The organism is Spirosoma pomorum, from assembly GCF_054776615.1.
Window position 1 is genome coordinate 1129924 of the sequence record NZ_BAAHBP010000001.1, and the last position, 12980, is coordinate 1142903.

Sequence of the window (12980 nt, forward strand, 5' to 3'; positions counted from 1 at the left end):
TTCTTATTTCGCCAGTTTTCGTACTTCTTCTGCAATTTCCCGAGCGGCATTCGGGCGAGCCAGCGTTTTAATCTGCTGACTTAGTTGTTGCCGTTCGCGTTCGTTGTTCAACAGCGCCAGAGCCGCTGGTACCAATTCCTGCCGAGCGTTTCGATCATTAATCAGTAAAGCGGCTTGCCGATCGACCAGGCTCATGGCATTTTTAGTCTGGTGATCCTCAGCCGCCGTAGGCAACGGGACCAGGATCGCCGGGCGGCCCACCAGGCATAATTCGGATACGGACAACGCGCCCGCCCGCGACACAACAGCGTCGGCTACGGCATAGGCTTTATCCATATCGTAGATAAAGTCATAGGCTTTGACCAATGGAGAACCCAGCGTAGCAACAGCCGCTCGGGCGCGCTCAATGAAGGCAGTCCCAGTCTGCCAGACTACCTGCACGCCCGCATCAACAAATTGCGCCAGACCGGCTTCCATGCTTTCGTTGAGTGTTCGGGCTCCCTGGCTTCCACCAATAACCAGCAGGGTGAGTCGTCCTTCTTCCAATCCAAACAGCTGTCGCCCGGCTGCTACCTGTTGATCAGCGTACTGAATATCACTACGCACTGGATTACCGGTCATTTTTAACTTGTCGGCAGGAAAGAACGCTTCCATACCCGGATACGCCACGCAGATGCGTCGTGCCCAGCGCGCCAGCGCCTTGTTTGTGATACCCGCGTAGGAGTTCTGCTCCTGGATCAGTGTGGGTATTCCTTTCAGCGAAGCCGCCAGTAGTAGCGGTCCACTCGCGTACCCACCGACACCCACCGCTACATCCGGCTTGAAATCCCGCACGATTTGCTGCGCCCGCAGAAAGCTCCGCCCCAGTTTGATCGGAAAGGCCAGATTGGCCAGCGTCAATTCACGCTTGATCCCCACTACGGGTAGACCCAGAATCCGATAGCCTGCCCGTGGCACTTTTTCCATTTCCATCTTCCCCTCCGCGCCAACAAACAGAATCTCGGTCGTTGGGTCCAATGCCTTCAGTTCATTCGCGATGGCGATAGCCGGGTAGATATGGCCACCGGTACCGCCCCCGCTGATTATTACTTTCATAGGTTTTTCTGAATAACTACCATCCTGCCATGCGGCTGGCCTTATCGACTATCAGCAATGGCCCGTTCATCAGCTTCCCCCCGGCTAACGCTTAAGACGATTCCGATCGATAGCCCGGTAAAAATGAGTGACGTCCCACCCATACTAAGCATCGGCATTGGCTGCCCCGTCACGGGAGCCAGGCCAATCGCCACGCACATACTGGCAAATGCCTGAAAAACAATACTGAACGTTAATCCTACTGATAGCAGTCCACCAAACGGTCGACTTGTTACGCGGATGGCTCGAATGCCTCTCCACAAAAACCATAAATACGCCAGCAACACCGGAATGGCGCCGAACAGCAATCCGTACTCTTCGACAATGATGGCGTATATGAAGTCAGAAAATGGATTCGGCAACGTATTGCGCTGGTGGCTGTTGCCAGGCCCCTGCCCCATCAGCCCCCCATTAGCCAGTGCGATGTAAGACTGTTCAACCTGATATACGATCGTATCGGAGTCCATAAAGCTCTTCATCCGGTTAGTTGCCGTACCAAAACGCTGCCCCAGCATCAGGCCCAGGCCCCCCAGTACGACACACACAACGACCATGTAGGTCAGGTATTTGGTTGGTACCCGGCCGATATACATCAGTAGAAAACAGGTAGCCGCCAGCAGAAGCGCTGTCGACGTGTTCGACAGGATGATCAGCGAACAGATAACGCCAATCCACAGAATCAGGCTAAACAATACCTCCGGATTGTTCATGATTTTCTGCCGCTTGGCCAGCATAGCCGCCAGGTTGGAAATTAGCGCCAGTTTAGCCAAATCCGATGGCTGAAAGGTTTGGCCAATAATCGGAATGGTTACCCAGCGCGATGCGTCGTTCAGGTTCGTTCCCTTGAAAAAGGCCCATAGCAGCAGCGGAATGGACAACCATAGCCCAAACTTCGACAGCTTGGCGTACACAACGTAATTGAACCGGTGGGCAAAATAGGTGCACGCTACACCAACTAACAGCAGAAAGCCGTGCTTGAACAGAAAGGCTTCGGTATTGCCGTCCAGTTCGCGAAACGCCTTGGTTCCGGTTGCGCTATACACAACCAGGATACTCATGATGGACAGATATAGAACGATCCACCAGATTTGGCGATCACCTTTCAGGTGCGTACGGAGCCAGTCGCGGAGAGCCATAGTAATAGAAATGGTAAGGCGTTGCTAAGAAAATATTACGCTCGTTTTGACTAGGCGTGTTTGGCCATCGACTGAACAACAGCTTTGAACTGATTGCCCCGGTCTTCGTAGTTTTTGAACAGATCGAAGCTGGCACAGGCTGGCGATAACAGCACCGCGTCGCCGGGCTCACTCAGCGACTGAGCCTGCACGAGGGCGTCTTTCATCGATCGGCTTTCCCCAATCACGGGAATTTTATCGGCGAAATAGGTCAGCAGTTTCTGGTTGTCGATCCCCAGGCAAACAAGCGCTTTGACATGTTGCTGCACAACGTCGTCCAACTGCTGGTAATCATTCCCTTTATCTTGACCGCCCGCAATCCAGACCGTAGGCGCTTCCATGCTGGAAAGGGCATAAAACACCGAATCGACGTTTGTTGCTTTGGAATCGTTGATGTATTGGACTCCGTCGATCGTACCCGCCGGTTCGAGTCGGTGCGCTGCGTTCGTGAAGGTTTTTAACCCAGCAACAATGGCCTCGTTCGAAATGCCCAGGGACTGCGCGACGAGAATAGCCGCCAACGAGTTGATCGCATTGTGCGTCCCCCGTAATGTTGTTTCGGTTTGCGGCAAGGTTAGTTGTTGTCTACCAACCGTAGCGACCAATTGTCCGTCGGCCAGATAGCCGCCTTCCGAAACGTTCGTTTCCAGTGAAATAGGCAACTGACGTACGGCTGGCTGGCGTTTGGCTAACTCCGCTATGATCGGCTCACTTTCCTGAAAATAGATAAACGTATCGTCGGGTTGGGCGTTTCGCAGAATCCGAAACTTCGAGTCGACGTAATTTTGAAAGTTGTAGCCGTAACGATCCAGGTGATCGGGCGTAATATTTAACAGCACCATCGTATCCAGGTGTGTTTCATACATATCATCTAACTGGAAGCTACTCAGCTCCAGCACGTAATAATCAGCCTTAGTCGCCAACACTTGTCCGGCGAAGCTATCTCCCACATTTCCCCCAAGCCCAACATTTAGTCCTGCTGATTTGAGCAGGTGATATGTCAGCAGTGTTGTCGTGGTCTTCCCGTTGCTACCCGTGATGGCAATGAGTTTAGCATCGGTATAACGAGCCGCGAATTCGATTTCGGAAATGACGGGGGTATCTTGTGCGAGTAGTTGTTGGATCAGCGGAGTTGTGGAAGGAATACCGGGACTTTTGACTACTTCAACCGCATCCAGAATCCGGGCTTCGGTATGTTGTCCTTCTTCGAATGGGATACCAGCGTCAATAAGTTGAAGCCGATAGTTTTCCTTGAGCGGGCTCCGATCCGATAAAAAAACGTCAAATCCTTTGGCCTGCGCCAGCAATGCCGCGCCGACACCACTTTCGCCACCTCCTAAAATCGCTAATTTTGCTGCTGCCATAATCACCTGATACGAACAGCAAAATAACGCATAAATAAAGAAGCCCCGGTTACGTACCGGGGCTTTTCGCTGAACTTTCTAGCTTTCGTTTACTCCTTCGTCAGTGAGTTGGTGACCCGCAGTCGATTGGCCAACTTAACAATCAGGAAGACAACCCAGGCAATGATCAGGAATTGCAGGACGGTATTGACAAAGTTACCGTAGCGAATAGCGACCTCTGGTGTTGTGCCTACTGCCTCTTTTAACACCCATTTCAACTGGCTAAAGTCGATACCACCGATGATCAATCCCAGAATTGGATTGATGACATCTTCCACCAGTGAAGTGGTGATTTTACCGAAAGCTGCGCCAATAATGACACCGACGGCTAAATCCAGTACATTTCCTTTGGCAATAAATTCACGGAATTCATTCAGCATACGATACGTCAGGTTTGGAGTGAATGCTCGGTTTTGTTTATCAGACGGTTAAGCTATCGGTTAAGAATTAAAAATCAAAGTAGCGTCACTTGGCTGCTGTTGTCTTTTTCTTATCGCGGAAGGTACTCACATTATACAGCAGCCCAATCGCCAGCGTCTGCTGAAGCTGTAGGGCCGAGCTATAATCTTTATCGAGTAAAGCAATTAGGCCAAACGTTGTACTGATATAGCGGGTAATCTTGGCCGTTACAGTCAGATCGATCCGATGGTCAATCGCGTTCAGCGTTTGATAGTTGGCGTACATCAGGTATTTGGCGTTGATGTTGATGTTATCCGCTACGTTTTTATCTAACGTTGCCTGCAACTGGAGCGCCAGCCACTCCGTGCGAACTCGCCTACCCGGACGCACGCCATACACCGTAGCCGTTGGATCTCGAACGTACAGGCTATCGCCCTGATATCGATAGCGAACGCTGTTATCCAGCAGAAACGTAAACCGGGGGGAGAACGGGCTAAGCCGCACCGACAGCCAGGTTTGCGGTTTATAGGCTAGCCCCCAAGCCAGACTAAGCTGGCCGGGACTCAAGAAGTTGGATATTTTAAGCTGGGTTTGCTCCGGCGGTAAGCTCGTGTATTGGTAACCCGGAGCAAAATATGATGAGAACGTACTGGAGAAGAAGTAATCCAACACGGGCGATGCTTTTAGGCCCACCACGGATGTTACCAGCATTTGATCCGAGGATTTCCGCCGGATTCCTTCCTGCTGGACAAAGCCTAACTGAAAGTCACCAGTATTATCCCAGGACCACTGGCCTTTCGTGTACAAGGCTCTGGCAGCTATAGAACTTCCTATCGCAATCGAGTTGATACCGCCCCCCGACCAATTGCTGAACGAAGCCTGGTTTAGGTTAATACCCCCACTGAACGAGCGCTGCCAATATGTTGTATCGTATTTTATTTTGACGACCAGTGTATCCTTGAAATTCTTTACTACGGTCGTATCCTGAGCCATCGCATTGTAGCTAACAAGCCAGGTCAGCAGAAAGCGTAACGTTACCTTCATCATTGCTATTACCAGAAAAGCCCGGCTAGGTAACCGGGCTTTCTTTTTATTATGTTCTACAAACAGAGTTTTTGACGAACTGGGGCTATTTGCCAAGGAGAATCCAGCGATCGAATTACGTTTCAATTTCTGGTTTTAGAAAATCTCTACTTTTTTCGTCTGTAAGGTTTGTAGCGGAAAAACCGTCGTTGTGCCCTCAGTCTGTAAAGTTATTGACGTCGAGTCAATCTTGATGATTTCCCCTTTTACGTCATCGATCTGGATAATTTGTCCCTCCCGGTATTTATTCTTTGAGTAGAACGAGGAGATGATATTCGCCATCACATCGCGGGAGGCAATGCCATACCCAATCGCAAACGCAAAGATGACTCCCCCAATGATCAGATTAAAGCTCGACTCCAGCAGTTCCGTATTAATCCCAGCCTGCCCCAGGGCGTTGATGAGCGTAATAGTCAGGAAAAAGGCGAAGACAATGGTACCCAGCATTCGTCCCGCGCTGATGTTGAATGAGTCGCAGAGATTGATAATAAATTTTTTCAGCCCCTCAGAAATAAACAGGCCAACTACCAGCATCAGACCAGCGACAATCAGTTTTGGAATCAGATTCGTTATGCCGAGCACCAGGTCGGTTAAGGCCGCAACGCCCAGCATTTCGGCCGCAGCCGTAGCAAAAATCAGGACGATAAAGAAGTAGAGGACCTGGGCCAGTATCGTGCTAACCTTGATATCGGTATTGAGCTTTTTTACCAGGTCGATTTCGTTGAGCTGATCGCCAACTTTATCAACGCCGACTTTACTGAGTATGGTTTTGACTACTGTGCGAACGAGCTTGGCAACGAGCAGTCCTAACACCAGAATGACAATAGCGCTGATCAGGCGGGGGATAAAATTGACCAGTTGGTTGATCAAACCAACAACAATGTTGATCAGGATTTCCTGAAGATTAGGTACGTTATTCATAAATGTTACGGTTGGTTGTCCTGTTCGGGGATCAATCCACTCAGGAAGGTGGTAAAGGCAGGAAAGATGTCGTACGCGTACACTTCGACAACCTGTAAAGCATTGCGAATCAGATCAATCTCAGCAACAATCTCCTTTTTCAGGTTAGGCGGACAGCTTACGTCCGGTTCAATCGTTTTGAATGGGTTAGTCTCCATATGACTTATCGGAAAGGCCAGCGAAAGGTAAAAGAAGCTTTGATAGCGAGTAACAACCAGAAAATTGCCCCTTCCAGGTAGTACCGGCGAAGCTTTTCGCGTAGACGCTTCAGGCGCATTTTCACGGCACTTTCTGTCAGGCCATTCAATTCAGCGATCTCCTTAATGCTAACGTCATCCTGATACTTCATTAGCAGCAGGGCTTGTTCGTCGGGTGTCAGCTGATCCATAGCGACGCGAAGTCGCTGGGCTTCCAGTTCAGCAATCTCGGCCAGCTCATCCGGTTCATCTTCGAAGCGATCCCAGCCTTCGTCCATGTACACCTCCCGGCGGGACTGGGGCGCCCGTAGCTGATCGGTGCAATAGTTGTAGGTAACGGAATACAACCAGGTTGAAAACTTAGCCTGCTCGCGAAAGCCTCCCAGTTTAATGATCAGTTTGAGGAAAATGTCGTGCGTGAAGTCTTCGGCCCGAACCGGGTCTTTCGTAAATGAAAGGCATTTGCGGTACACCTTGTCACAATAACGTTCGTATAAACGCTCGAAATAAGTGTTCCGCTGGGTGTCGATGTACAAACGGACTAACTCCTCGTCCGATAAATTTTTCATTGTGTGTTACGGTGGGCATTGTGACGAGATCAAAAAGTAAAAGTAACGCAGACGTACGGCTTTCCTTTACGTGTTTTTAAACGCTTATACAAAAAAAGCCCAGCCATTGTCTGGCTGGGCTTTTCGGGAAAGTACTTGGTATGATTAACCGATAGCAACCCGTTTGAAGTCCGATACGGTCAGGCCTTTGCTGGTTTTGTCCAGCAGTTGCGCAATCGTCAGCGAACTATCTTTTACGAACTCCTGGTTCAGCAGGGTATTTTCTTTGTAGAACTTATTCAGTTTACCCATCGCGATTTTTTCCAGCATCGCTTCTGGTTTGCCTTCCTGACGAGCCTGCTCTTTACCGATCTCGATTTCACGCTCAACGATCGTAGCGTCAACGCCATCTTTATCCAGAGCAACTGGCTTCATAGCGGCAATCTGCATTGCGACATCTTTACCAACTTCCGTTACGTCGGTTCCGTTGGTGTTCGACAGAGCAACCAGTACGCCCAGTTTACCGTTCGAGTGGATGTACGATACAACTTTATCGGCGGTTACGGTTTCGAACGAAGCAACGTCGATCTTTTCACCGATTTTGCCCATCAGGTCCGTGATGTGATCCTGCAATGCCCGGCCATCCGCTTGTGGGGTAGCCAACAATGCAGCTTTGTCGGTTGCATTTGAGCTAACAGCAGCATCCATAACGGCTTTCGCTAGGTTTTGGAAATCGGCAACTTTAGATACTGGCTCCGTTTCGCAGGCCAATGCAATCACTTTACCTGACTTGCCATCTTCGCTTACGCTCGCCAATACAATACCTTCGGCAGTTGCATTGTCAGCCCGTTTGTCTGCTATTTTCTGGCCCTGCTTACGCAGAACTTCTTTTGCTTTTTCAAAATCGCCGTTGGCTTCGGTCAGGGCTTTTTTACAGTCCATCATCCCGGCTCCGGTCTCTTGCCGAAGTTTGTTTACGTCAGCAGCAGTAATTGCCATAATAATCGTTGGTTGTTGATTAATTTTTCAGAATATTTCTGGTAATCAGTCAATTGCAATGTAAAAATGCAATAGCCCATAGCGGCTGGCTACGGGCTATTGCGTTGACGTTACGTACTTGCAAAGGGAGAAAATTGATTCGAGTTCTTCACAGTTCCGTAACCGCAACGGCGAACCGTCATGTATGAATTAAGCTTGCTGCTCATCTTCAGCCACGGCCGCTGGCGAACCAGTTGCTTCGGGCTTAGGATCCAGTTTGCTTTCGTCTTCAGCACGAGCCTGAACGATGTCTTCGTTCCGCTTCGCTTCTTCTTCTTCCTGAACGCGCTGATCGTCTTTATCCTGCTTGCGCTCCATCAGACCTTCTTCGATCGCCTTACCGATAGCAAGGGTAATCAACGAGATCGATTTGTAAGCGTCATCGTTAGCTGGGATAGCGAAGTCAACTTCATCCGGGTTCGAGTTCGTATCGCACATGGCGAATACAGGGATACCCAGACGGTGAGCTTCCGCAACGGCGATGTGCTCGCGTTTTACGTCAACAATGAACAGAGCTGCTGGCAGACGGGTCAGGTCGGCAATACCGCCTAATACGCGCTCCAGTTTCTCTTTATCACGGGTCCGGGTCAAACGCTCCCGCTTAGCGATACTTTTGACGGTCTCCTCGTCTTTTAGCATCTTGTCAAGCGTTTGCATTTTCTTCAGCGACTTGCGAATGGTAGCGAAGTTCGTCAACATACCGCCCTGCCAGCGATCGGTTACGTACGGCATTTTCAAGCGTTTTGCTTCTTCCGAAACAATTTCCTGAGCCTGTTTCTTTGTTGCCACGAACAGCACTTTCCGGCCAGACCGAACGATACCTTTGATGGCGTTCGATGCTTCTTCGAGAGAAGCCAGCGTTTTGTTCAGGTCAATAATATGGATCCCGTTTTTCTCCATGAAAATGTATGGAGCCATCCGCGGATCCCATTTGCGCGTAAGGTGGCCAAAATGCACCCCGGCGTCTAATAGGTCTTTATATTCGATTTGTGCCATTTTCGTAATGAAAAATGAATGTGTTTATTGATACGCAGCACCACCCGTCGGCATCATCTAAGGGCAGTCTGGACAAATGAGGCAAAGGGGTTGGGGCATAGGGCGAAGGGTAAACAACCCCCAATCCAACGCGCACAGCCCTGTGCCAATTAGCGTTTCGAGAACTGGAACCGGCGACGGGCTTTTTTCCGACCTGGTTTTTTCCGTTCAACCATCCGCGAATCCCGGGTCAGAAAGCCTTCTTTTTTGAGGGCTGGCCGGTTTTCGGCGTTCAATTCAACAAGAGCCCGGGCGATAGCCATCCGGGTAGCTTCAGCCTGACCGGCCACACCACCACCACGAACGTTGACTTTTACGTCGTAGCCACCCACACCGTTAACGGTTGCGAACGGTTGATTCAAGATAATTTGCAGAACCTCGGTTGGGAAATACTCTTTGTAGTCTTTTCCGTTTACCGAGATGGCCCCGCTGCCCGCCGACATATAGATGCGGGAGATAGCAGTTTTACGGCGGCCAATGGTGTTAATACGATCCATTCGTCTGTGCCTTAAAATTTAACGACTTTAGGTTGCTGCGCTTCGTGTGGGTGGCTGTCGCCGGTGTACACGTGCAGGTTGGTAAACAATTTGCGACCCAGCCGATTTTTAGGCAGCATGCCTTTCACGGCGTGTTCGATCACACGCTCGGGGTGCTTTTCCAGCAACAACCGGGGCGTAGCGAACCGTTGACCGCCGGGATAACCCGTGTGGCGGACGTAAATTTTGTCAGTCATCTTCGAGCCCGTCAGGCGAACCTTGTCGGCATTGATGACAATTACGTTGTCCCCGCAATCAACGTGGGGCGTGAAGTTGGTTTTGTGTTTGCCGCGGATCAGGCTTGCGATCTGGCTGGCCAGCCGACCAAGCACTTCGCCCTGAGCGTCAACCACAACCCACTCCTTCTGCGCCGTTTCTTTGTTGGCAGAGATGGTTTTGTAACTGAGCGTATTCACTGTTATGGAGACTAATTAATTGATTTCTACTGCTTTACTTACGCCAAAGCGCACCCGTCTCTCAAACGGGAGTGCAAATATAGACGTTATGTGGCTGAAAAACAAAGGAATGCCTGATATTTCGTCTCTACCGAAGTTTCAACGTGACGAGGGTCAGAACCGCCAGCATAATACCCACGATCCAGAAGCGGGTAACGATCTTGGCTTCGTGGTATCCTTTCTTCTGAAAATGGTGGTGCAGGGGCGACATCAGGAAAATCCGGCGGCCTTCGCCGTACTTCTGTTTGGTGTATTTGAAGTAGCTGACTTGGAGAATAACGGATAGGTTCTCAACCAGGAAAATACCACACATGGACGGAATCAGAAGTTCTTTCCTAATAGCTAGGGCTAAGACGGCAATGACGCCCCCCAACATCAGACTACCCGTATCGCCCATAAAAACCTGAGCCGGGTAAGAATTATACCAGAGAAATCCGACGCAGGCTCCTACGAAGGCGGCACAGAAAATTACCAGTTCTCCTGCGTTGGGAATGTACATGATGTTGAGGTACTGTGAGAACACTTTGTTACCCGACAGGTAAGCCAATACACCAATGGTCAGTCCAATAATGACCGATGTACCAGCCGCCAGACCATCGATTCCATCGGTAATATTGGCTCCGTTCGAGACGGCGGTAATGATGAAGATGCAAACGATAACGTAAATGATCCAGGTATAGCTATCCGGGAGCACACCAAAGAGCAAATCGCTGTAGTCGAACTCATTGTTCTTCACGAAGGGCACCGTCGTGAGTGTCGACTTAACGTCAGTGTAGACATCTGGTACGTTCGAGGTGTTTAACAGCCGGGGCGCATACAACCGGATCTTGACGTAATCGTTGAAGTAGAGCGTAAGACCCACAATTAACCCTAGTCCAATTTGACCAACAACTTTAAAGCGGCCCTCTAAGCCCTCTTTGTTCTTTTTGAATACTTTGATGTAATCATCCAGAAAGCCAATTAGTCCCGTCCAGACAGTCGACACCAGAGCCAAGATCACGTAAACGTTAGATAGTTTGGCAAACAGCAGGGCCGGTATCAGCAGCGACGCCAAGATAATAAAACCACCCATAGTTGGTGTACCCCGTTTCTGCAACTGACCTTCCAGGCCCAAGTCGCGGATGGACTCCCCAATCTGGAGATTACGCAACGTATCAATGATCCGTCGTCCGAAAATAGCCGCAATCAGCAATGAGCTGATAACGGCTCCTAACGCACGGAACGAAATATACTGGAAAACACCGGCGCCCGGAAAATCGTAGCGTTCGTCCAGGAACTGAAAAAGATAATAGAGCATATATAGCGAAAGAGTGAGAGAGCGAAAGAGTGATTACGGGCAGCAGGTGATTTTGCAAAAATATTCACTCTTTCGCTCTCTCACTCTTTCGCTCTTTAAAAAATGCGTCTCGTAGCACGGCACGGTCATCAAAGTCGTATTTAACGCCGTTAATCTCCTGATATGTCTCGTGTCCTTTGCCCGCTACCAGAATAATGTCATGTGGACGAGCTAGCGAAACGGCCTTCTGAATGGCTTCGTGCCGGTCTTCAATCGTCATCGTTTTCTTGAAATCAACGGGTGGTACCCCAGCCTGCATCTGCTCCAGAATAGCCATTGGGTCTTCCCGACGGGGATTGTCTGACGTTAAGATGATTTGGTCGCTGAAGCGGCACGCGATTTCGGCCATAATCGGGCGTTTTGCCGCATCCCGATTACCACCGCACCCCACTACCGTAATGATTTTGGGTTGGTATTCCTGCTCGTCGGTCTGTCGCAGTTCGCTGATGGTTTCGAGTACGTTCTGTAAAGCGTCTGGCGTGTGCGCATAATCAACAATCCCGACGATTTTATTATCAGAAACGACCTGTTCAAACCGGCCGGGCGGAGGAGTGATTCCTGATAGCGTAGTCAAAACTTCCGTTGTTTCCTCCCCCAGCAACGTAGCGGCTCCGTACACGGCCAGCAGGTTATACGCATTGAACCGACCAATGAGCTTGAACCACACTTCCTGATCATCGACCAGCATGTTCAAGCCGAACAGACTGTCAGCTAATACCTTGCCTTTGAACGTAGCGAGTGTTTGTAAAGAATATGTTTCTTTTCGGGCATCCGTATTTTGCAACATCACTAGCCCCCGCTTGTCGTCCACGTTGGTCAGTGCGAAGGCTGAAGCAGGAAGCTGATCGAAAAATCCTTTTTTCGCCCGGATGTAATTATCGAACGTACCGTGAAAATCGAGGTGGTCGTGCGTGATGTTGGTAAATATTCCTCCGGCAAATGTCAATCCGGCGATACGTTCCTGAACAACGGCGTGCGAGCTGACCTCCATAAATACGTGTGAACAGCCGTGTTCCACCATCTGCGTCAATAACTGATTGGTAGTAATCGCATCGGGGGTTGTGTGCGTGGCCGGAATAACAGTATCGTCAATTTGATTCTGCACCGTCGACAACAAGCCACAACGATACCCGAGCGCCCGAAACAGTCGAAACAGCAACGTAGCCACCGACGTTTTTCCGTTCGTTCCGGTTACGCCAACCAGTTTCATTTTCCGGGAAGGCTGCCCGTAAAAATTTGCCGCGATCAGGCCTAGGGTGCGAGCCGAATCCTGCACCCGTACGTAGGCGACTCCATTTTCTGCCGTGTCCGGTAAAGTCTCGCACACAATTGCCGCTGCCCCTTGTTGAATTGCAGTAGCGATGAACGAATGCCCGTCTGAGACAGTACCGCGTACCGCAATAAACAAGCTTCCCGGTCCCACCTTGCGGGAATCCATCGTAAGGTTTGTGATGTCAGTGGCCATGTCGCCCGACGTGGCCAGCAACGGAATTTTATAAATTAAGTCTTTTAGCTGCATCAGTCTAAACCAGATAACCTGCTACGTTAGCGCCACAAAAAAACAGGTTGATTACGGTTCAACCTAATTTCCCAGCTGTTCTACCAGCAGGCTCGTTGTACTTATTCAACGCAAACCGGTACAACGAGCCCCAATTCTCTCATAATTAGCTATCAATGAAAA

The 12980-nt window shown here is 49.9% G+C and carries 14 protein-coding genes; all 14 read right to left on the reverse strand.

Features of this window, described 5'->3' with window-relative positions; genetic code table 11:
* Positions 1-3: 3 nt before the first annotated feature.
* The 14 genes from murG to ACYVAD_RS04715 all read right to left on the reverse strand — a co-directional run bounded on the left by murG (position 4) and on the right by ACYVAD_RS04715 (position 12818).
* A complete protein-coding gene (murG, locus tag ACYVAD_RS04650; protein WP_461138289.1) occupies positions 4-1095 on the reverse strand; it encodes an undecaprenyldiphospho-muramoylpentapeptide beta-N-acetylglucosaminyltransferase in 1092 nt (363 codons plus the stop codon).
* 41 nt (positions 1096-1136) lie between these two features.
* Positions 1137-2270 carry an FtsW/RodA/SpoVE family cell cycle protein gene (locus tag ACYVAD_RS04655; protein ID WP_461138290.1) on the reverse strand — a complete coding sequence of 378 codons (1134 nt, stop codon included), beginning with the start codon at positions 2268-2270 and terminating at the stop codon, positions 1137-1139.
* Positions 2271-2320: 50 nt separating this feature from the next.
* A complete protein-coding gene (gene murD / locus ACYVAD_RS04660) occupies positions 2321-3673 on the reverse strand; it encodes a UDP-N-acetylmuramoyl-L-alanine--D-glutamate ligase (protein ID WP_461138291.1) in 1353 nt (450 codons plus the stop codon).
* A gap of 89 nt (positions 3674-3762) precedes the next feature.
* Positions 3763-4092: a large-conductance mechanosensitive channel protein MscL gene (mscL, locus tag ACYVAD_RS04665; RefSeq protein WP_461138292.1), complete on the reverse strand. Its 330-nt coding sequence runs from the start codon at positions 4090-4092 to the stop codon at positions 3763-3765.
* A gap of 85 nt (positions 4093-4177) precedes the next feature.
* Positions 4178-5158 (reverse strand): DUF3078 domain-containing protein, encoded by a 981-nt coding sequence (locus ACYVAD_RS04670; protein ID WP_461138293.1) that lies wholly within the window; start codon positions 5156-5158, stop codon positions 4178-4180.
* Between the two features lie 132 nt (positions 5159-5290).
* Positions 5291-6115 (reverse strand): mechanosensitive ion channel family protein, encoded by an 825-nt coding sequence (locus ACYVAD_RS04675; RefSeq protein ID WP_461138294.1) that lies wholly within the window; start codon positions 6113-6115, stop codon positions 5291-5293.
* Positions 6116-6120: 5 nt separating this feature from the next.
* A complete protein-coding gene (locus tag ACYVAD_RS04680) occupies positions 6121-6312 on the reverse strand; it encodes a hypothetical protein (RefSeq protein WP_461138295.1) in 192 nt (63 codons plus the stop codon).
* 5 nt (positions 6313-6317) lie between these two features.
* Positions 6318-6920 carry an RNA polymerase sigma factor gene (locus ACYVAD_RS04685; RefSeq protein ID WP_461138296.1) on the reverse strand — a complete coding sequence of 201 codons (603 nt, stop codon included), beginning with the start codon at positions 6918-6920 and terminating at the stop codon, positions 6318-6320.
* A 144-nt stretch (positions 6921-7064) separates the two neighbouring features.
* Entirely contained in the window at positions 7065-7898 is an 834-nt protein-coding gene (gene tsf, locus ACYVAD_RS04690) for a translation elongation factor Ts (protein WP_461138297.1), read from the reverse strand.
* Between the two features lie 189 nt (positions 7899-8087).
* Positions 8088-8933 (reverse strand): 30S ribosomal protein S2, encoded by an 846-nt coding sequence (gene rpsB / locus ACYVAD_RS04695; protein ID WP_461138298.1) that lies wholly within the window; start codon positions 8931-8933, stop codon positions 8088-8090.
* 149 nt (positions 8934-9082) lie between these two features.
* Positions 9083-9469, reverse strand: a complete 387-nt coding sequence (gene rpsI / locus ACYVAD_RS04700; protein WP_461138299.1) for a 30S ribosomal protein S9 — start codon at positions 9467-9469, stop codon at positions 9083-9085.
* A gap of 11 nt (positions 9470-9480) precedes the next feature.
* Positions 9481-9924 (reverse strand): 50S ribosomal protein L13, encoded by a 444-nt coding sequence (gene rplM / locus ACYVAD_RS04705; RefSeq protein ID WP_461138300.1) that lies wholly within the window; start codon positions 9922-9924, stop codon positions 9481-9483.
* 127 nt (positions 9925-10051) lie between these two features.
* Entirely contained in the window at positions 10052-11260 is a 1209-nt protein-coding gene (gene mraY, locus ACYVAD_RS04710) for a phospho-N-acetylmuramoyl-pentapeptide-transferase (protein WP_461138301.1), read from the reverse strand.
* 64 nt (positions 11261-11324) lie between these two features.
* Complete coding sequence (locus tag ACYVAD_RS04715) at positions 11325-12818, reverse strand: UDP-N-acetylmuramoyl-L-alanyl-D-glutamate--2,6-diaminopimelate ligase (RefSeq protein WP_461138302.1); 1494 nt, start codon at positions 12816-12818, stop codon at positions 11325-11327.
* Between the last annotated feature and the right edge of the window lie 162 nt (positions 12819-12980).

Excerpts from the sequence above, each read along its gene's own strand:
- murG (WP_461138289.1), bottom strand. The coding sequence starts at position 1,095 with ATGAAAGTAATAATCAGCGGGGGCGGTACCGGTGGCCATATCTACCCG.
- ACYVAD_RS04655 (WP_461138290.1), bottom strand. The coding sequence starts at position 2,270 with ATGGCTCTCCGCGACTGGCTCCGTACGCACCTGAAAGGTGATCGCCAA.
- murD (WP_461138291.1), bottom strand. The coding sequence starts at position 3,673 with ATGGCAGCAGCAAAATTAGCGATTTTAGGAGGTGGCGAAAGTGGTGTC.
- mscL (WP_461138292.1), bottom strand. The coding sequence starts at position 4,092 with ATGCTGAATGAATTCCGTGAATTTATTGCCAAAGGAAATGTACTGGAT.
- ACYVAD_RS04670 (WP_461138293.1), bottom strand. The coding sequence starts at position 5,158 with ATGATGAAGGTAACGTTACGCTTTCTGCTGACCTGGCTTGTTAGCTAC.
- ACYVAD_RS04675 (WP_461138294.1), bottom strand. The coding sequence starts at position 6,115 with ATGAATAACGTACCTAATCTTCAGGAAATCCTGATCAACATTGTTGTT.
- ACYVAD_RS04680 (WP_461138295.1), bottom strand. The coding sequence starts at position 6,312 with ATGGAGACTAACCCATTCAAAACGATTGAACCGGACGTAAGCTGTCCG.
- ACYVAD_RS04685 (WP_461138296.1), bottom strand. The coding sequence starts at position 6,920 with ATGAAAAATTTATCGGACGAGGAGTTAGTCCGTTTGTACATCGACACC.
- tsf (WP_461138297.1), bottom strand. The coding sequence starts at position 7,898 with ATGGCAATTACTGCTGCTGACGTAAACAAACTTCGGCAAGAGACCGGA.
- rpsB (WP_461138298.1), bottom strand. The coding sequence starts at position 8,933 with ATGGCACAAATCGAATATAAAGACCTATTAGACGCCGGGGTGCATTTT.
- rpsI (WP_461138299.1), bottom strand. The coding sequence starts at position 9,469 with ATGGATCGTATTAACACCATTGGCCGCCGTAAAACTGCTATCTCCCGC.
- mraY (WP_461138301.1), bottom strand. The coding sequence starts at position 11,260 with ATGCTCTATTATCTTTTTCAGTTCCTGGACGAACGCTACGATTTTCCG.
- ACYVAD_RS04715 (WP_461138302.1), bottom strand. The coding sequence starts at position 12,818 with ATGCAGCTAAAAGACTTAATTTATAAAATTCCGTTGCTGGCCACGTCG.